Source organism: Blastococcus sp. SYSU D01042 (assembly GCF_054050515.1).
Window position 1 is genome coordinate 393,475 of the sequence record NZ_JBJGZM010000001.1, and the last position, 18,100, is coordinate 411,574.

20 protein-coding genes are annotated in these 18,100 nt (G+C 75.0%); 11 read left to right on the forward strand and 9 right to left on the reverse strand.

Annotation, left to right across the window (positions count from 1 at the left end):
* Nucleotides 1-33 precede the first annotated feature (33 nt).
* From ACI79H_RS01990 to ACI79H_RS02000, 3 genes are all read right to left on the reverse strand, one after another.
* A complete protein-coding gene (locus ACI79H_RS01990; RefSeq protein ID WP_456552691.1) occupies nt 34-1,359 on the reverse strand; it encodes an MFS transporter in 1,326 nt (441 codons plus the stop codon).
* Entirely contained in the window at nt 1,352-1,786 is a 435-nt protein-coding gene (locus ACI79H_RS01995; protein ID WP_456552692.1) for a MarR family winged helix-turn-helix transcriptional regulator, read from the reverse strand. The genes ACI79H_RS01990 and ACI79H_RS01995 overlap by 8 nt, the downstream gene beginning before the upstream one ends.
* A gap of 92 nt (nt 1,787-1,878) precedes the next feature.
* Nucleotides 1,879-3,387 (reverse strand): NCS2 family permease, encoded by a 1,509-nt coding sequence (locus ACI79H_RS02000; RefSeq protein ID WP_456552693.1) that lies wholly within the window; start codon nt 3,385-3,387, stop codon nt 1,879-1,881.
* A gap of 70 nt (nt 3,388-3,457) precedes the next feature.
* Here ACI79H_RS02000 and ACI79H_RS02005 point away from each other — a divergent pair, with 70 nt between their 5' ends.
* Nucleotides 3,458-3,679 carry a DUF2530 domain-containing protein gene (locus ACI79H_RS02005; protein WP_456552694.1) on the forward strand — a complete coding sequence of 74 codons (222 nt, stop codon included), beginning with the start codon at nt 3,458-3,460 and terminating at the stop codon, nt 3,677-3,679.
* Here ACI79H_RS02005 and ACI79H_RS02010 read toward each other — a convergent pair.
* On the reverse strand, nt 3,676-4,512 hold the full coding sequence (locus ACI79H_RS02010; RefSeq protein WP_456552695.1) for a DUF3027 domain-containing protein: 837 nt from the start codon (nt 4,510-4,512) through the stop codon (nt 3,676-3,678). The genes ACI79H_RS02005 and ACI79H_RS02010 overlap by 4 nt on opposite strands.
* Before the next feature lie 87 nt (nt 4,513-4,599).
* Between ACI79H_RS02010 and ACI79H_RS02015 the strand changes: the two genes are divergently transcribed.
* Both ACI79H_RS02015 and ACI79H_RS02020 read left to right on the forward strand, forming a co-directional pair.
* Nucleotides 4,600-6,048 (forward strand): MFS transporter, encoded by a 1,449-nt coding sequence (locus ACI79H_RS02015; protein ID WP_456552696.1) that lies wholly within the window; start codon nt 4,600-4,602, stop codon nt 6,046-6,048.
* Nucleotides 6,045-6,530 (forward strand): DUF2771 family protein, encoded by a 486-nt coding sequence (locus ACI79H_RS02020; RefSeq protein ID WP_456552697.1) that lies wholly within the window; start codon nt 6,045-6,047, stop codon nt 6,528-6,530. The genes ACI79H_RS02015 and ACI79H_RS02020 overlap by 4 nt, the downstream gene beginning before the upstream one ends.
* Here the strand turns inward: ACI79H_RS02020 and ACI79H_RS02025 are convergent.
* Together ACI79H_RS02025 and ACI79H_RS02030 are read right to left on the reverse strand one after the other, a co-directional pair.
* On the reverse strand, nt 6,527-6,922 hold the full coding sequence (locus ACI79H_RS02025; RefSeq protein WP_456552698.1) for a cold-shock protein: 396 nt from the start codon (nt 6,920-6,922) through the stop codon (nt 6,527-6,529). The two genes, ACI79H_RS02020 and ACI79H_RS02025, sit on opposite strands and share 4 nt — an antisense overlap.
* A gap of 51 nt (nt 6,923-6,973) precedes the next feature.
* On the reverse strand, nt 6,974-7,537 hold the full coding sequence (locus tag ACI79H_RS02030; RefSeq protein WP_456552699.1) for a nucleotidyltransferase family protein: 564 nt from the start codon (nt 7,535-7,537) through the stop codon (nt 6,974-6,976).
* 71 nt (nt 7,538-7,608) lie between these two features.
* Between ACI79H_RS02030 and ACI79H_RS02035 the strand changes: the two genes are divergently transcribed.
* Complete coding sequence (locus ACI79H_RS02035; protein ID WP_456552700.1) at nt 7,609-8,385, forward strand: endonuclease/exonuclease/phosphatase family protein; 777 nt, start codon at nt 7,609-7,611, stop codon at nt 8,383-8,385.
* 10 nt (nt 8,386-8,395) lie between these two features.
* Nucleotides 8,396-8,716 carry a hypothetical protein gene (locus ACI79H_RS02040; protein ID WP_456552701.1) on the forward strand — a complete coding sequence of 107 codons (321 nt, stop codon included), beginning with the start codon at nt 8,396-8,398 and terminating at the stop codon, nt 8,714-8,716.
* Between the two features lie 17 nt (nt 8,717-8,733).
* Here ACI79H_RS02040 and ACI79H_RS02045 read toward each other — a convergent pair whose 3' ends face one another.
* Nucleotides 8,734-8,955: a hypothetical protein gene (locus ACI79H_RS02045; RefSeq protein ID WP_456552702.1), complete on the reverse strand. Its 222-nt coding sequence runs from the start codon at nt 8,953-8,955 to the stop codon at nt 8,734-8,736.
* 97 nt (nt 8,956-9,052) lie between these two features.
* Between ACI79H_RS02045 and ACI79H_RS02050 the strand changes: the two genes are divergently transcribed.
* The 3 genes from ACI79H_RS02050 to ACI79H_RS02060 are packed head-to-tail and all read left to right on the forward strand — an operon-like array spanning nt 9,053 to nt 11,798.
* On the forward strand, nt 9,053-10,378 hold the full coding sequence (locus ACI79H_RS02050) for a hypothetical protein (protein ID WP_456552703.1): 1,326 nt from the start codon (nt 9,053-9,055) through the stop codon (nt 10,376-10,378).
* On the forward strand, nt 10,296-11,312 hold the full coding sequence (locus tag ACI79H_RS02055; RefSeq protein WP_456552704.1) for a helicase C-terminal domain-containing protein: 1,017 nt from the start codon (nt 10,296-10,298) through the stop codon (nt 11,310-11,312). The genes ACI79H_RS02050 and ACI79H_RS02055 overlap by 83 nt, the downstream gene beginning before the upstream one ends.
* A gap of 12 nt (nt 11,313-11,324) precedes the next feature.
* Nucleotides 11,325-11,798, forward strand: a complete 474-nt coding sequence (locus ACI79H_RS02060; protein WP_456552705.1) for a PaaI family thioesterase — start codon at nt 11,325-11,327, stop codon at nt 11,796-11,798.
* Here the strand turns inward: ACI79H_RS02060 and ACI79H_RS02065 are convergent.
* A complete protein-coding gene (locus ACI79H_RS02065; protein WP_456552706.1) occupies nt 11,795-12,541 on the reverse strand; it encodes a class I SAM-dependent methyltransferase in 747 nt (248 codons plus the stop codon). The two genes, ACI79H_RS02060 and ACI79H_RS02065, sit on opposite strands and share 4 nt — an antisense overlap.
* Before the next feature lie 118 nt (nt 12,542-12,659).
* Between ACI79H_RS02065 and ACI79H_RS02070 the strand changes: the two genes are divergently transcribed.
* The 3 genes from ACI79H_RS02070 to ACI79H_RS02080 all read left to right on the forward strand — a co-directional run bounded on the left by ACI79H_RS02070 (nt 12,660) and on the right by ACI79H_RS02080 (nt 16,133).
* Complete coding sequence (locus ACI79H_RS02070; RefSeq protein WP_456552707.1) at nt 12,660-14,345, forward strand: DNA repair helicase XPB; 1,686 nt, start codon at nt 12,660-12,662, stop codon at nt 14,343-14,345.
* 177 nt (nt 14,346-14,522) lie between these two features.
* Nucleotides 14,523-15,653, forward strand: coding sequence for a DUF3592 domain-containing protein (locus ACI79H_RS02075; protein ID WP_456552708.1), 1,131 nt, complete (start codon nt 14,523-14,525; stop codon nt 15,651-15,653).
* 75 nt (nt 15,654-15,728) lie between these two features.
* Complete coding sequence (locus tag ACI79H_RS02080) at nt 15,729-16,133, forward strand: nuclear transport factor 2 family protein (RefSeq protein WP_456552709.1); 405 nt, start codon at nt 15,729-15,731, stop codon at nt 16,131-16,133.
* A 31-nt stretch (nt 16,134-16,164) separates the two neighbouring features.
* On the opposite strand, the gene ACI79H_RS02085 is transcribed toward ACI79H_RS02080, so the two are convergent.
* Nucleotides 16,165-18,033: a DUF222 domain-containing protein gene (locus ACI79H_RS02085; RefSeq protein WP_456552710.1), complete on the reverse strand. Its 1,869-nt coding sequence runs from the start codon at nt 18,031-18,033 to the stop codon at nt 16,165-16,167.
* Between the last annotated feature and the right edge of the window lie 67 nt (nt 18,034-18,100).

Here is an 18,100-nt window from a genome sequence, read left to right on the forward strand (position 1 = left end):
CCGTCGGACGGACACCCCGACCGTACCCCCGGTTCAGCCGCCGGACGGCGGGAGCAGCGCCCGCTCCCCGACGCGCAGGCGCACCCAGGGCCGGCCGCGCTGCGGTTCCAGCCGGACCCCCCTCCCCCGCGCCAGGACGGCGCCGGCCACGGCGGCCGCGACCACGACGATCCCGCCGCCGAGCAGCAGCCCCCAGCGCGGGCCGAGGTGCTCGGCGACCACGCCCACCAGCGGCGCCCCGAGCGGCGTCCCGCCCATGAAGCACATGAAGTACAGGGCCATGACCCGGCCGCGCATCTGCGGGTCCACGCCGAGCTGCACGAAGCTGTTGTTCGCGACGCTGAACACGAGCGCGGCCGCGCCGGTGGGCACCAGCAGCACGCCGAAGGCGATCGCGCCGGGCATCAGCCCGGTGATCACCGTGAGCACGCCGAACACCGTCGCCGAGCCGACCAGGAAGCGCTGCCGGGGCCGCCGGCTGCGCCGGGTGGACAGCAGCGCCCCGCTGAGCGAGCCGACGGCGAACACCGTGGCCAGCAGCCCGAAGGCCTCCGAGCCCAGGCCGAACTCGGCGCGGGCCATGAGCGCGATGGTGATCTGGTAGTTGAAGCCGAAGGTGCCGACGACGAAGGCCAGCGCCATCGCCAGCAGGAGATCGGAGTGCGCCCAGGCGTAGGCCACCCCGGCGCGCAGCTGCCCCTTCCCCCGGGCGACGGGGGCGCTGGGGTGCAGCTCGTCGGCGCGCATGGAGGCCAGCGCCAGGATGGTGAACCCGAAGCTGGCGGCGTTGATGAAGAAGGCGGGCGCGGTGTTGCCGGAGGCCACGCCGATGAGCAGCCCGGCCACCGACGGGCCGACCAGCCGGGCGCCGTTGAAGATCGTCGAGTTCAGGCTGACGGCGTTGGTCAGCAGCTCGGGCCCGACCATCTCCGACACGAACGACTGCCGCACCGGGGCGTCGATGGCCGCGGCCGCCCCGAGCCCGCCGGCCAGCACGAAGACGTGCCAGAGCTCGACGGCGCCGGTGGCCACCAGGACGGCGAGGGTCAGGGCGAGCAGGCCCATGCACGCCTGCGAGAGCTGGAGCAGCCGGCGCTTGGGGTAGCGGTCGGCGAGCACCCCGCCGTAGGGGCTGAGCAGCACGGTGGGGGCGAACTGCAGGGCGGTGACGAGCCCGAGCGCCACGCCGCTGTCGTCGGTCAGCTGCAGCACCAGCCAGTCCTGACCGATGCGCTGCATCCACGTGCCGGTCTGGCTGACCAGGTTGGCCGAGGCGTAGCGGCGGTAGTTGTGCACCCGCAGCGCCCGGAACATGCCGTTCCCCGCCGGCGCCTCCTCGGTGAGCGTCGCTTCAGCCACCGGCGAGCCGGTCCATGATCGCGGCCGCGTCCCGCAGCACCGCGCGCTCCTCGGCGGTCAGGTCCTGCAGCCGCCCGGTCAGCCACGCCTCGCGGGCGCGGCCCTCGGCGGCGAGCATCTCCTCCGCCGTCGAGGTCAGCCCGATCACGACCTGCCGGCCGTCGGTGGGGTGCGCGGTGCGGGTGACCAGGCCCCGCTCCTCCAGCCGGACGACGACCTTGGTCATCGACGGCGGCTGCACGCGCTCGTGCGCCGCGAGCTCGCCGGCGCTCATCGGCCCGTGCCGCTTGAGCGTGGACAGCGCCGAGAGGTGGGTGAGCGTCACGGAGGTGTCGACGCGCTGGGTGCGCAGCCGCCGGGAGAAGCGGGTGACGGCGAGCCGGAGGTCGTGCGCCAAGGCGGCGGTGTCGAGCGTCGTCCGGGGCACTTGGTTAGCTTACCTCACTAACCACCTGCCGCTCCGGACGCGCAGGGACCCGCCACCGGCGTACCGGTGACGGGCCCCTGGAGGAGCAGGGCTCAGATCACCTGCTGGATCGGCTCCAGGGCGAAGTACACGACGAACAGCGCCGTGATGACCCACATCAGCGGGTGGATCTCCCGGCGCCGGCCGACCGCCACGCGCAGCAGCACGTAGGAGACGACACCCGCCCCGATGCCGTTGGTGATCGAGTAGGTGAACGGCATCAGCGCGATGGTGAGGAAGGCGGGGATCACCAGGGACATGTCGTCCCAGGCGAGGTGCCGGATCTGGGTGATCATCAGCGCGCCGACGATGACCAGCGCGGGCGCGGCGGCCTCCGAGGGCACCATCTCGACCAGCGGCGTGAACAGCATGGCCACGAGGAACAGCACGCCGGTGACGATGCTGGCCAGGCCGGTGCGGGCGCCGTCGGCGACACCGGCCGTGCTCTCGATGTACGTGGTGTTGGACGAGACGCTGCCCGCACCACCGGCCGCGGCGGCGAGCGAGTCGACCAGCAGCACGGGCTGGGACTTCGGCAGGTTCCGCTTCTCGTCGAGCATGTCGCCCTCGGCGCCGACGGCGGTCACCGTGCCCACGGTGTCGAAGAAGTCCGCGATCATGATCGAGAACACGATCAGCAGCGCGGCGATGATGCCGATCCGCTCGAAGCCGCCGAACAGCGAGAAGTTGCCGATCAGCGAGAGGTCGGGGCTGCTCACGACGTCGTCGGGCAGCTCGGGCACCTGCAGCGCCCAGCCGCGGTCGTTGACCGATCCGTCGTCGAGGAACTTCGGGCCGACGTCGGCGATCGCCTCCACGACGATCGCGACCACCGTCGTCGCCACGATGCCCAGCAGCAGCGCGCCCTTGACCTTGCGGACGACGAGCACGGCGCTCAGGAGCAGGCCGATGACGAACACCAGCAGCGGCCAGCCCGCGAGCTGACCGTTCACGCCGAAGCTGATCAGCGGGTTGCCCGGGCGGATCACGCCGGCGTCGGCCAGGCCGATGATGGTGAGGAAGAAGCCGATGCCGACCGCGATCGCCGTCTTGAGCTGCGCCGGGATGGCCTCGAAGACCGCCCGCCGGAAGCCGGTGAGCACCAGCAGCGTGATCAGCAGGCCCTCGAGCACGACCAGGCCCATGATCTCGGGCCAGGACAGCTGCGTGGTCGCGTAGACCGCGACGATCGCGTTGATCCCCAGGCCCGTGGCCAGCGCGAACGGGTACCGGCCGACGACGCCCATGAGGATCGTCATGACGCCGGCGATCAGCGCGGTGACCGCCGCGACCGAGGCGAAGGGCAGCGAGTTCCCGTCGACGTCGACGCCGGACAGGATGATCGGGTTGAGCACCACGATGTAGGCCATCGTGAAGAACGTGGTGAGCCCGCCGCGGACCTCGCGCGACACCGTGGAGCGCCGGGCGGTGATCTCGAAGTAGCGGTCCAGCCCGTTCTTCGGCCGGATGCGCGGGCCCTCGCTGCGGTGCGGGGCGGCCGGCGCGTCGGCGGCGACGTCGGCGGGTGTGTCGCCCGCGGTGGTGCGGGGCAGGTCGGCCATGGCGGTACTCCCGGGACGTGCGGCGGCTGGCGAGCGGCGACAGAGTGCCACACCGCCCTAGAGTCGGGGCGTGCCGACGCCGACGAAGCAGGCCCCTCCCCCGCTGCAGGTGGACACCGCGCGGGTGGTCATCGCCGGCATCGGCGTCTGGGCGGTGGCCCTGGTCGTGGTCCTGCTGCTGGGCGACCGGCTGGACCGGATGTGGACCTGGACCTGCCTGGCCGCCATCGGGCTGGCCGTCCTGGGCCTGGGCGTCATGCGCTGGCAGGGCCAGTACGGCCGCAAGGACTAGTCGGACAGCACGTCGTACGTGCCCGTGTCGTAGCGGGCGGTGTTGACCACCTCGGTCCGGTCCGCGGGGACGAGCGTCGCCTGGCTGTGCGCACCGCAGCCGTAGTCGGCGGTGACGACCCGGCCGTCGGCCGGCGCGTAGGCGTTCCCGCACGCACCGACCCGCTGCCGGAGCGAACCGGCCAGCGGCAGCCAGAACCCGCAGGTGGCGCACGGACCGGGGGCCGAGCGCGCCATCGCGGAAGCCGGGCCGAAGTCGCCGTCGCCCCAGCGGGTGACCGCCTCGGCGCGCCCCTCGGCGGACATCACCCGCTCGCGACCCAGCCCGAGCTCGGAGGCGACGACGCGACCCTCGGGGTCCTCGGCGGAGTCGTCGTCGGCGCTGTAGGAGGGCACCAGGCGCGGGTCGTCCTCGGTCGAGGGCAGCACGTCGCCGACGGAGAGGTCGCCGGGGCGCAGCCGCTCGTGCCACGGCACCCACGCCGGCGCGAGCAGCGCCTGCTCACCCGGCAGCAGCACGACCTCGTCGACGGTCACGGTGTCCTCGCCGGGCACCGCCGCCAGCGTCACGGCCCAGTGCCAGCCGACGTAGCCGGGCTGGCGGCTGGCGAAGGTGTGCGTCGCGGTGGCGCCGAGCGCCTCCGGGGCGACCTCGTCGGTGTCCGGGACGGCGACCTCCGGTTCGACCCCGAGGTGGTCGCCCACGAGCTCCGGGTCACCGGCCGTCTCCGCCGCCGCGGCACGGGCCAGCGCGACCGCGTCGGCCTCGGTCAGGGAACCGGGCAGGGACGTCGCGGACCGCGGGGAGGCAGAGGGATCGGACACGTCGGCCATCGTCCCAGAGGACGGCGGTCGCGTGGTGCCCGGACCCTCCGCGAGGCAGCGGGCCGCCGGCGACCTCCGGTGCGGCACCATGGAGGGGTGCCTGCTCCCCGCCGTCCGGTGCCCCCGCCGCCGGACCGGGCCGACACCACGCCGCTGCACCGGCCGTCGACGACGCCGCTGCCCGCGGCGGGCTCCGGATCGGCGCGCGTCACCGTCACCCGCGTCGCGATCTCCCGCGGCCGCGAGCTCTCCCGCGCCGCCGCCCGCCGGGTGCAGGCCGCCAGCCGGGCCGACGGCGCGGAGGCCAGCGGCCTGGCCCGGTTGCTGTGGGTCAACGCGCTGCACATGGGCGGGGACGCGCTGATCGCCGTCTCGCTGGCCGGCACGCTGTTCTTCGCCGCCGCGGGCGACGCGCAGCGCGGGAACGTGGCGCTGTACCTGCTGGTGACGATGGCGCCGTTCGCGGTGCTCGCGCCGGTCATCGGCCCGCTGCTGGACAAGCTGCAGCGCGGGCGCCGCTGGGCGCTGGCCGCCTGCTCGTTCGGCCGGGCGGCGCTGGCGCTGTTCATGGCCGCCCACTTCGACGACCTGCTGCTCTACCCGGCGGCCCTCGGCGTCCTGGTGCTGTCGAAGGCGCACAACGTGCTGCGCGCCGCCGTCGTCCCGCGGGTGCTGCCGTCCGCGCTGTCGCTCACCTCGGCCAACGCGCGGCTGTCGGTCTTCGGCCTGGCGACCTCCGGCGTGGCGGGCGCGATCGGCGCCGGCGTCGCGTGGGCGGTCGGCTTCGCCCCCGAGCTGTGGCTCACCGCTGCCGTCTTCGCCGCCGCGGGCGTGCTGGCCGCGCGGCTGCCGCGCCACGTCGACGTCCCCGCGGGCGAGCTGCCGGCCGACGTGCTGAGCACCACGGAGATCCCCGTGCCCGGGCGGCGCCGCCGGCGGGTGAGCCCGCACGTGGTGCTGGCGCTGCGTGCGACGGCCGCGCTGCGCGGGCTGACCGGCTTCCTGACCATCTTCCTGGCGTTCCTGGTCCAGGCCGAGTTCGCCGACGGGTGGACGGCCACGATGGCCCTGGGCGGGGTCGCCGTCGCCGCCGGCGCCGGGAGCTTCCTCGGCACCGCCGGCGGGTCGCGCCTGGGCGCCGCCGCCCCCGACCGGGTGGTGCTGGTCGCGGCGCTCACCGCGACGGCGGTGACCGTGCTGGCCGCGGTCTTCTACGGCTTCGGCATGGCGGTGCTGGTGGCCGGCGTCGCCGGGGTCACCAACGCGATCGGCAAGGTGTCCCTGGACGCGATCATCCAGCGGGAGGTGCCCGAGAACCTGCGCGCGTCGGCCTTCGCCCGGTCGGAGACGGTGCTGCAGCTGGCCTGGGTGGCCGGCGGCGGGCTGGCGATCGTGCTGCCACCGACGGGCTGGATCGGCTTCACCGTCGCCGCGGCGCTGCTCGCGGTCGCCGTGGGGCTGGTCGTGTGGAGCCTGGTGGGCAGCCGCCCCGCCCCGGCGCCGGTCTCCCCCGACGCCCCGACGAGGCCGGTGCGCACCCCGTGAGGCCGGGACGGGCCACCGCCGGCGTCGTGCTGCCCGCGGTGCTGCTGCTCACCGGCTGCGCGGGCGAGGAGCAGGGGCCGGGCACGGTGCGCGTGGAGGTCGGCGCGCAGGACGTGACCGCCCAGGCCGTGCAGGGCTGCGACGACGGCGAGGAGGTCCGGTACGACACCACGCCGCCGGTCGTCGAGGTCTCGCCGGACGCCGACATCACCCTCACCGTGCCCGCCTCGGTGGCCGAGCGCGGCTGGGGCGTGCAGGTGTTCGACGAGCGGCTCGAGAACGTGATCGGCACCGTCGACGTCCCCGCCGGGGAGGACCGGTTCGCCGGCATCAACAGCTCCGACGTCGTCCCCCCGGCCTTCTACCTGCTCGTCGTGGAGGACAAGGGCGGCGACTGCGGCGTCTGGTCCCGGGCGTGGCCGGTCGGGTTCATCCGCGCCGGCGGGGACCTCGAGGCGCCCGAGGCCCCCTGGGCCCCCTAGGCCTCGAGGTCCGCGGCCACCGCGCGCAGCACCGACCCGACCTTGCGCGACTCGGCGCGGTCGGGGTGCCGGCCGTGCCGGAGCCCCTCGCCGACGTCGTCGAGCAGCTTGATCAGGTCCTCGATGATCGGCACCAGCTCGTCGGGCTTCTTGCGGCTCTTCGCGGCGGCGGTGGCGGCGACCGACGGGAGGGGGTCGAGGATGCGCACCTGCAGCGCCTGGTCACCGCGCCGGCCGGCGACGATGCCGAACTCCACCCGCTGACCCGGCTTGAGCTCCGACGTGCCGGCGGGGAGGGCGTCCTTGTGCACGAAGACGTCCGGTCCGTCCTCGCGGGCGAGGAAGCCGAAGCCTTTCTCCGCGTTGAACCACTTCACTTTCCCGGTGGGCACGTCAGATCCCTCAGTTCGTCGCCGTCAGGTGCGCGGTGCGCGCCTCCCAGGCTAGGGCACCACGCCGAGCCGCCCGAGCAGCTGCAGGAAGACCACCGCGAAGTCGTTGCCGTCCACCGCCCGCGCGACGTGCTCCCAGTCCACCTGCTCGCGCAGCGCCCGGGCCACCGGCAGCATCTTCGTGAAGTCGCAGTAGTGCTCGTCGAGGGCCATCAGCTTGGTGACGACGATGTCGGTGGCCGCGAGCACCGGCATGTGCACCGACAGCACGGGCAGCTCGTCGGCGCGGTCGATGAGGTCGGTCTCGACGGGGGCGCCGCAGGTCCGCCACAGCACGTCGACGAAGACCTCGTCGCGCACCACCTTCAGCAGCCAGTCCTCCGCCGGGTCGACGACCTGCAGGCCGGCGTCGGCGAGCACCTTGGCCGCGCGCTCGGCCTCGGCCGCGGGCACGAGGAAGTCGGCGTCGTGGTCGGGCTCGGGAGCGCCGCGCACGTAGGCGGCGTAGCCGCCGCACAGGGCGAAGGGCACCCCGCCCTCCTTCAGCGCCACCGCGGTGCGCTTGAGGAGGTCGCGGAGGTTCTCGCGGAGGTCATCGACCTGGAGGCTCGGCACGGAGCTGCTGCTACCCGCTCCCGCCGGGATACGCACGGTAGATCGCACCGGGGCCGGGGCACTGCACCCCCGTGCGCATCGCCACCTTCAACCTCCTGCACGGCCGCTCCCTCGACGACGGGCGGGTCGACGTCGACCGGCTGGCCGCGGCGGTGAAGAGCCTGGACGCCGACGTGCTCGGCCTCCAGGAGGTCGACCGCGACCAGCCACGCTCGCTGGGCGCCGACCTCACCGCGGTGGCCGCCGACGCGATGGGGGCGGTCGACTCGCAGTTCGTGGCGGCGCTGTCGGGGACACCGGGCGGCACCTGGATGGCCGCGACCGGCGAGGAACAGCCCGGCTCGGCCAGCTACGGGATCGCGCTGCTGTCGCGCTACCCGGTGGTCTCCTGGCGGGTGGTGCGACTGCCGCCGCTGCGGGCCAGCGTGCCGCTGTGGTCCGAGCAGACCAACCGCCCGTTCCTGGCGCGCGACGAGCCCCGCGTGGCGGTGGCCGCCGTCCTCGACGGGCCGTCCGGGCAGTTCACCGTCTGCAACACCCACCTGTCGTTCATCCCGGGCTGGAACGGGGTGCAGCTGCGCCGGCTGGTGCGCTCGCTCGAGGGGACGCCGGAGCCCCTGGTCCTCATGGGTGACCTGAACATGCAGCGCGGACCGGCGGCCCGGAACACCGGGATGACGCCGCTCGCCGCGGCGGCCACGTTCCCGGCGGGGCGGCCGACGCGGCAGCTGGACCACGTGCTGGTGCGCGGACCCCTGCGCGCGACCGGGCCGGCGGAGGCGGTGCGGCTGCCGCTGTCGGACCACCGGGCCCTGGTCGTCCCGTGCGCGCAGGACCGACCTGGGTGATCATGTCGCCATGGCACGCACCGGCGCGACGCGCATCATCAGCCTGCTGGCCACCGTCGTCCGCGTCGTGGCGTCGGTGATCGGCGCGCTGATCGTGGCCCACGCGGTGTTCGTGTTCTTCGAGGCCAACCCCACCAACCCGCTGGTCGAGTTCACCGCCGGCATCCGCGACACGTTCGGCTGGTTCACGAAGGACCTGTTCCAGCCCTCGGACCCGAAGGTCGGCGAGACGATCAACGACGCGCTGGCCGCGCTCATCTGGGTGGTCGCCGGCAACCTGGTCTCGAAGCTGGTCGTCCGGCTGGCGCCCACCGCCGGCGCGAGGGCCTGAGGCGGGCGCCAGGCGGCTCAGCGGTTCTCGGGGAGCTGCACGCCGGCGCGGTTGGGCTTGTCCGTGGGGTGCGCGTAGCGGACCAGGTCGGCCGGGATCGGGAAGCCGTGGTCCTGGCCGAAGGGCGACAGACCGCCGGCCACGGACGCCGAGAGCTCGGTCAGCGGCGGGCCGCCGTCCTCGGACTCGCCCCACGTGGGCTCCACCAGGTGGGCGTTCTTGGTGCTGCGCTTCGACATGGGTCCATCTTCGCCGACCGGGCGCCCGGTCCGCACGGCACCGTCCCCCGGTGGCGTGCCGGGCACGCCCCACCGGCCACGACGTAACGTGGACCGGATGCCCGCCGACCCCCCGCCGACGCTGTCCGCCTGGCTGCGCACGCGCGACGACGACCAGCTGGGCGACCTGCTGGCCGCCCGCCCCGACGTCGCCCGCCCGGCGCCGTCGGACGTCGTGGCGCTCGCGAGCCGGCTGGCGGTGCCGGTGTCGGTGGACCGCGCCCTCGACGAGCTCGACGCCGGGACGCTGCAGGTGCTGGACGTGGTGCTGCTCGCGCCCGGCGACGGCCTGCCGCCCGACGAGCTGATCGCCGCGCTGCCGGAGGTCCCCGACGAGGTGCTGGAGGCGCGGCTGACGGCGCTGACCGAGCGCGCGCTGCTGTGGGGCGACGACGTCCTGCGCGCGCCCGATCCGGTCCGGCGCGCGGTGCGGCACCCCGCCGGACTGGGCCGGCGGGCGGCCGACCTGCGGGTGCAGCTGCCCGCCGACCTGCCGGCGGCGCTGGGCGCGCTGTCCGACGAGGAGCGCGGGGTGCTGGAACGGCTGGCCGGCGACCGGCCGGTGGGCCACCTGCCGGAGAGCTCCGGGGGCGCGGACTCCCCCGCCCGCAGGCTGCTGCAGCGCGGGCTGCTGGCGCGGATCGACGCGCTCAACGTGGAGCTGCCGCGGGAGATCGGCCTGCTGCTGCGCGGTGACCGGCCCTACGGCCCGCCGCGGCTGCGCCCCGAGCCGGAGGTCGTCCACCGCGATCCCGCGACGGTCGACCGGCAGGCGGCCGGCGCCGCGCTGGAGCAGGTGGGTCGCATCGGGGAGCTGCTCGCGCTGCTCGAGGAGGAGCCGGCCGGCCTGCTGCGCAGCGGCGGGGTCGCCGTGCGGGACCAGAAGCGGCTGGCGCGGGAGCTGCACGTGCCCGAGCTCGAGGCGGCCTGGCTCCTGGAGCTGGCGCTGGCCGCCGGGCTGCTGGACGTCGGCGGCCCGCACCGCGACGAGTGGCTGCCCACGCGGATGTACGACGTGTGGCGGGAGCAGGACCTGGCCGACCGGTGGGCGGTGCTCGCCTCGGGCTGGCTGTCCGGCATCCGGCTGCCCGCCCTCGTGGGCCAGCGCGACGTCGCGGGCAAGGCCGCCAACGCGCTCTCCCCCGACCTGGTGCGGCACAACCGCGCCGGCCATCCGCCGGTCGGCGCTCGGTGCGCTGGCCGGCTACCCCCCGGGCGCCGGGCTGCCGACCGACGACCTGGTGGCGCTGCTGCGCTGGCGCACCCCGCGGCGCGCCGACCGGCTGGCGCCGGTGCCCGGGATGCTCACCGAGGCCGCCCGGCTGGGCGTCGTCGTCGGCGGGGCGCTGTCCTCGGGTGGCCGCGGCCTGCTCGCCGGTGGTGAGGACGGCGCCGCCGACGGGATGCGCGGCCTGCTGCCCGACCCGGTCGACCACGTGCTCGCCCAGCCCGACCTCTCGCTGATCGCGCCGGGGCCGCTGGTCGCCGAGCTGGCCGACACCCTCGCGGTGGTCGCCGACGTGGAGTCCTCCGGTGGCGCGACGGTGTTCCGGGTCTCGGAGTCCAGCGTGCGCCGGGCGCTGGACGCCGGGTGGTCGGCGTCGGACCTGCACGACTTCTTCACCCGCGCCTCGCGGACGCCGGTGCCGCAGGCGCTGGACTACCTGGTCGACGACGTCGCCCGGCAGCACGGCCGGCTGCGCGTCGGGGCGATCGAGAGCTACGTGCGCTCCGACGACCACGGGCTGCTCTCCCAGGTGCTCGGCGACCGGCGGACCGCGGCGGCGGAGCTGCGTCGGCTGGCGCCCGGCGTGCTGGTCAGCGGTCTGGGCGCCGACGAGGTGCTGGGCGTGCTGCGCGAGGCGGGGTACGCGCCGGCCGGGGAGAACCCGGGTGGCGCCGTCCTCACCCGGCCGCCGGGCCGGCCCCGGGCGGCGGGCCGCCGGACCGGCACGGAGGGACCGACCACACCCCGGCCGCTGACCCCCGACGAGCTCGCCGCCACGGTGCGGGAGATCCGAGCCGGGGACGCCGCGGTCGCGGCCCGCCGCGGCGAGGCGGTGCGCCAGGTGCCCGGGGTGACGACGGCGTCGACGCTGGAGCTGCTGAGCCGGGCGGTCCGCGAGGGGACGCCGGTGTGGCTCGGGTACGTGGACGCCCAGGGCAGCGGCAGCCAGCGGGTGGTGCAGCCGGTGTCGCTGGTCGGAGGGTTCCTGCAGGGCTTCGACGAGCGGCGGGGCGAGAGCCGGACGTTCGCCGTGCACCGGATCACCTCGGTCGCGCTGGTCGAGGAGGACGACGCCCCCGTCCCGGGCTGACATGCTGCGGAGGTGGACGCCTCGCCCAGCACCCGGACGACCAGCATCCAGGAGCGCCTCGTCCCGGAGCTGACCTGCTTCGGCTGCGGCCCGGCCAACGCGCGCGGGCTGCGGCTGCGCAGCTTCCCCGGCGCCGAGGGCGTCGAGGCGGCGTTCGAGCCGTGGCCGGAGCACGACAACGGGCTCGGTCACCTCAACGGCGGCATCATCTCGACGCTGCTCGACTGCCACAGCGCGGCGGCGGTGCTGCACGAGGCCGACGTCCGGGGATGGGGTGCCCTGCCGGGAGCGGCGCTGCCCTACGTGACCGCCGGGCTGGACGTCCGCTACCTGCGGCCGGCGCCGCTCACCGAGCCCGTGCGGTTGCTCGCGGTGGTGACCGCGGCCGACGAGGCGCAGATGAGCGTCGACGTGCAGCTGGTGTGGGACGGCAAGCCGCGGGCCACCGCGGTCGCGCTGTGGAAGCGCTGGCGGCCGCGGGCCTAGCCGGGCCGCAGCACGAAGGTCGCCGCCGTGGAGTCGGCCGCGGCGGGCCTCCCTGCAGGGTCCAGCACGGCCGCGGTCCGCAGGCCGGCCGCGTCCGCGAGCGCGCGGAAGCCGGCCCGGGTGTACCAGTGCAGCGTCCAGGTGCGGTCCTCCACCGTGCTGCCGCCGTCCTCGTGCCGCTCGTAGCGCAGCACGGAGCGCTGCGTGCGGGTCCGCTCGTCGTGCTCCTGCGAGCGGACGGAGAACCGCAGCAGGGCGCCGTCGAGGCCCTGTGCCTCGCGGGTGCGCCCGAGCTCGGCGTCGGTAGCAGGTGCCGGGACGAACAGCGGGACGACGGCGGTGCCGTCGTCGGTCAGGTGCCGGCGGACGGCGCGCAGCGCGGCGGACGCGGTCGCGTCGTCGGGCAGCAGGTTCCAGGTGGGACCGGCCAGGAAGACCGTGCGGTAGCGGCCCGGGAGGTCGAGGGCCTCCATGCGCTGGTGGTGCAGGGTGACCTCGACCCCCGTGCGGGCCGCGGCGGCGCGGCAGCGGGCGAGCATGTCCGCGGAGGAGTCGACGCCCTCGACGTCCAGGCCCTCCCGGCGCAGCGCCAGCAGCGGGTCGCCGTCGCCGCAGCCCAGCTCCAGCGCCGGCTCGCCGTACCGCCGGACGACCGCGGCCCACAGCGCAGGGGCGGTCGGGGTCGACCTCAGCGGCGCGTAGAGCTCGGCGACGATGCCGGTGTAGAAGTCCGCGGGGTGCACCGGTGCAGGCTGCTCCCTGGAGCGTCGCGGGCGGAAGGGAGTGAACCCTCCCGGCGTTATCTTGGGCAGTCCGGCGCGCTGGTCCGCGCCGCAACCCCCGAACGAAGGACGTTGACGCGTGTCCGACGGCCCCCTGATCGTCCAGTCCGACAAGACGCTGCTGCTCGAGGTCGACCACCCGTTGTCCAAGGAGTGCCGCGCGGCCATCGCGCCGTTCGCGGAGCTGGAGCGCTCCCCCGAGCACGTGCACACCTACCGGGTCACGCCGCTGGCGCTGTGGAATGCGCGCGCCGCCGGCCACGACGCCGAGCAGGTCGTCGACGCGCTGGTGCGGTACTCGCGCTACCCGGTGCCGCACGCGCTGCTGGTCGACGTCGCCGACACGATGGACCGCTTCGGCCGGCTCACCCTGGCCAACAACCCGGTGCACGGGCTGGTTCTCACCTCGACCGACCGGGCGGTTCTCGAGGAGGTCATCCGGTCGAAGAAGGTCGCCCCGATGCTGGGCGCCCGCATCGACGAGGACACCGTCGTCGTGCACGCCGCCGAGCGCGGGCGGCTGAAGCAGGCGCTGCTCAAGGTGGGCTGGCCGGCCGAGGACCTGGCCGGCTACGTCGACGGCGCGGCGCACCCGATCGAGCTCGACCAGTCCGGCTGGCACCTGCGCGACTACCAGCAGGACGCCGTCGACGGGTTCTGGGCGGGCGGCTCGGGCGTCGTCGTCCTGCCGTGCGGTGCGGGCAAGACGCTGGTCGGCGCGGCGGCGATGGCCGAGGCGAAGGCGACGACGCTGATCCTGGTGACCAACACCGTCGCGGGGCGGCAGTGGAAGCGCGAGCTGATCGCCCGCACGTCGCTGACCGAGGACGAGATCGGCGAGTACTCCGGCGAGCGCAAGGAGATCCGGCCGGTCACGATCGCGACGTACCAGGTGATCACCACGCGCCGGAAGGGCGAGTACCGGCACCTGGACCTGTTCGACGCGCAGGACTGGGGCCTGATCGTCTACGACGAGGTGCACCTGCTGCCCGCGCCGATCTTCCGGCTGACCGCCGACCTGCAGTCCCGCCGGCGGCTCGGGCTGACCGCGACGCTGGTGCGCGAGGACGGCCGGGAGGACGACGTGTTCTCCCTCATCGGGCCGAAGCGGTACGACGCCCCGTGGCGCGACATCGAGGCGCAGGGCTACATCGCGCCGGCCGAGTGCATCGAGGTGCGGGTCGCGCTCGACGACGAGGAGCGGATGACCTACGCCGTCGCCGAGCCCGAGGAGCGGTACCGGATCGCGGCGACGGCGCAGTCGAAGCTGCCGGTGATCCGGCGGGTGCTCGAGCGGCACCCCGACGAGCCGTCGCTGGTCATCGGGGCCTACCTCGACCAGCTCGAGGAGCTCGGTGCGGCGCTCGATGCGCCGGTGATCCAGGGGTCGACGACCAACCGGGAGCGAGAGAAGCTCTTCGACGCCTTCCGCGCCGGCGAGATCCGCACGCTGGTGGTCTCGAAGGTCGCGAACTTCTCCATCGACCTGCCCGAGGCCGCGGTCGCGGTGCAGGTGTCGGGGACGTTCGGGTCGCGCCAGGAGGAGGCGCAGCGGCTGGGCCGGCTGCTGCGGCCCAAGGCCGACGGCCGGCAGGCCCACTTCTACAGCGTCGTCAGCCGGGACACCCTGGACAGCGAGTACGCCGCGCACCGGCAGCGCTTCCTCGCCGAGCAGGGGTACGCGTACACGATCGTCGACGCCGCCGACCTGGCCGGCCCGGGCGAGGTCAACGGCCCGGACTGGGTGGACGAGTCCGCCGACTGACGCTTTCGGGTGTCGGCGGGCTGAGCGGTTGCCGATCCCTCCGGGGTGGTGACGTTCCCGGCACGGCTCACGATCGCGGAGGGGCGATCGCGCCGTGGCCGAGTGCGGGTGTCGGGCGGCCGGGTCACGTGGAGGTCCAGCTGGGGCGGCCGCCGTCTCGACCTCACCGGAGCCGCGGTGCTCTCCGCCGTACTGCTGCAGCACCGCAGGGAGCAGGGCGACGCGGAGCTGCTGCTCCGGTCGGACGACGGGACAGCGGTCCGGCTGAGGGCCGCCGAGGCCGAAGGAGCTGCGACGGCAAGGGCGTTGACCGGCCGAGACGCGCCCGGCCTGGATCCGTGGCGCGCCCGCGATCCCGGGCGGGTCTGGTGGGCGGCCGCCTGCCTGGTCGTGGCGACGCTCTGGGTGGGCCTCTGGACGGCCATCGCTCTCGACGGCTACACCGCCACCGCGGACGTCCTGCGGAGCGACGGCGGGTGGACCTGCACCGTCACGTGGCGGGACCTGAACGGCGTGAGGCAGCAGGACGACTCCGACTGCTTCGGCGAACCGGTCGGCAGTTCCATCGACATCCTGGTGCCGTACGGCGACTTCCAAGGGCTGGTGACGACCCGTTCCACCACGCTGCTCGTCGGAGCGGTCGGAGCTGCACCGCTCCTCGCGGTCGGCGCGATCCGGCTGCTCGTGGTGGCGCGCAGGCGCCGGACCAACGCCGCACTCCACCGCATGGCAAGGGAGGCCGTGCCCGCGTCGGATGGACACTCCGTCGTGCCGGCCGCTCCGGAGACGTTCCGGGCGATGACCAGGGAACGACGCTGGGCCTGGCTGCTCGTGGGCCTGGGAGCCGTCGGGATCGTCCTCGTCCTGGCGGTTGCCGCCATCGAGATCACGGCCGACGAGGAACTGCGCGCGGTCGGCATCACGACGGTGGGCACGGTCATGGCAGTGAAGCCGGATGAATGGTGGGATGCCGGGGCGGCCTCGGTCCGGTTCAGCGCCGACGGGGTGACCCGGGCACGTGAGGTGATCCTCGGCGGCTACGCGGACGACTACGCCGCGGGCGACGTGGTCGACGTCGTGTACGACCCGGCCGCACCAGAGCGCTTCATCATCGACGACGCGTTGTACGGGCCGGACTGGACCGGATGGGCGCTGCTCCCCGCGCTGCTGCTGGCGCTGATGACGCCGTTCGGGATCTCTCGCCTGGTCCGGGTCGGCCGCGCGCGTCGCCAGTTCGCGCGGACCGGCACGGTGCCGAGGCGGAAGGACTCCGGCGCGGACTGGACGACGGGGCTTCTGGACTGGTGAGACCCGCGTCACTCGTTCGGAAGGGTGGACCGTAGCTTGATCGACAACGGTCCGATCCCCCGAGAGGCAGAAACCGTGGACGAGATCCAGCAGTTGGTCGCCGAGAACGAGATCCGCAACCTGGTGGCGCAGTACGCGCAGCACACCGACGACACCCGCCTCGAGGAGTGGACGGCCCTCTTCGTCGAGGACGCGCGCATGGAGGCCGGCGGCCAGCCCCTGGAGGGCAGGGCCGCGCTGACCGAGTGGATCACCGGCGTGACCTCCAGCCTGAAGCTGCGGCACATCATGGGCGGCGTCACCGTCACCCTCGACTCGGCGACCGAGGCGCACGGCGCCGCGGACATGGTCCTGCTCGCCGCGGTCGAGGGATCGTGGGTCATCGCCGGGGCCCCGCGCTACGTGGACCGCTACGTGAAGACCGACGCCGGCTGGCGCTTCGCCGAGCGGATCCTCGAGGACCGTCCCGCGAAGGCCTGATCCGGTCCCCGCCGCCGGCCGACCACGGCGGTCAGAACGGCGGCGGGGTGCTGACGGCCCGCAGCCCCGACGGCGTGGTCACGGTCAGCGTGGCGTCGGCGGCGAGCTCGTGCCGCCACCCGGGTGCCTGGTGCTTGCCCCGGTGGTGCGGGGTGCAGTAGCCGACGAGGTTGGTCGCGCTGGTCGGCCCGTCCGGCCAGGGCCGGTCGTGGTCGAGCTGCCCACCCCGCGGCACCGGCCGCCGGCAGCCGGGGAAGCGGCAGCGGCGGTCCCGCGCGCGGAGGAAGCGGTCGAGCGCGGCGCCCGGGCGGTAGCCGGGTGACGCGGACGGCGACCCCAGCCCGCGACCCGCGGTGCGGCGCAGCTCCCGGCTGTCGGTCAGCGCCAGCAGGGCGCCAGTCAGCGCATCGACCACCGCGACGCGCGGCCGCTCGGCCAGCGCGCCGCCGGCCGTGGCGTCGAGGAGACGGGCCAGCGCGGCACGCTGCCCGCCACCGGCCTCTGCCAGCGCCTCGAGGGAGTCGGCGGCTGCCGACACCCGACCGTTGGTCGAGTCCCGCCACGCCGCCTCGTCCGCGGCCGCGGCGACCTGCGCGCGGCGCACCGCGCCCCGAGCCCGGCCGACGGCTCGGTCGAACTCGAGCAGCGCCCTGCCCGCGGCGGCGACCGCCTCGTCCGCTGCTGTGCTCGGCGAGTCGGGCTGCGGCGCAGGAGGAGCGGCCGTCATCGATGGCTCGTGCCGCTGACCCCGGCCGGGGTGGTGCCTCGGCACGTACTCCCACACCGGCCCCTCGGCGTCGGCCTGCTGCTCGCGCACGACGCGGCCCTCGACCTCCCGCCACCACGTCCCCAGCTCGCGTTCCAGGGGCGAGACACCCGGGTCGCCGACGTCGAGGCCGGCGAGGGTCCGGCGTCGGGTGTCGAGGTTCGACAGGGGCACGCCCGATGGATGGTCCTCGGCCGGATCGGCACCGGGAGAGGCGTCGTCGTCGGGCAGCAAGCCGAGTGCCCGCGCCAGCGCGCGCACCAGCTCGGCGGGGACGACGTGCCCGGCGATCTCCCCGGGCTGGTCCCCGCCCAGCAGCGTCGACACCGCTGCGACCACGGTGAGGTGCGCCTGCACCGGCGCCAGGCCGTTCTCCCCCGGTCGCAGCACCAGGTCCACCAGGCAGTCGGCCATCTTCTCGCCTCGGGTGCGCTGGTCACCGGGCTCGTCGAGGGCGTCCGCGTACCGGCCGAGGGCGTCGACCAGCGCGGCCGCCTCGGGCACGGTCAGCAGCGCGACCAGCTGCGCCATGCCGTCCTCCTGGTCGGGCCGGGCGAACACGCCCCGCCGGCGCACCGCCTCGGCCAGCCGCCGCGCGGAGTCGCGCGCGTCGACGAGCAGCCCCAGCCGACGGGCCCTGGCCGCGAGCTGCGCCGGCGTCGTCACCCGGCCGGCCGCCCAGCGCAGCAGACCCGCCTCGACCTCGGCCCGCTTCACGTCTTCGGCGATGGGGCCGACCCGCTCGAGCATCGGGAACAGGTGCCCGACGTGCAGCGCGCCGGACTCCAGCGCCGCGAGCGTGCGGGGAAGCCGGTGCACGAGCACGAGCGAGCGCTCGAGCAGCGTGTGCGCGGCCTCGCTGCTGATCTCCAGCGCGAGCGCCAGCTCCTGGCCCGCCCATTCGCTCACCTCCGCCAGCACCGCCGGTCGCGCCGCCCGCCGCCCCTCGCCCATGGCACCGGGCGTGCCGGCCGGACGGTCCGCGGAGGCAGGACGCGTCACGGCGAAGGCGGCGACCGCACGGGCCCGCACCGCGGTCTGCCGGGCGATCTCGCGCTCGGCTTCCTGGACCGCCCGGAGCGCGCCGGAGGCCCACCCCGCCGTGGGCCCGCCCTCCGCTGCGCCGTCCGCCATGTGATCGATCGTATGTTCGACCACTGACAGTTCTGGGGCTCGCGCGGACGTCTGGGGACGCCGTGAC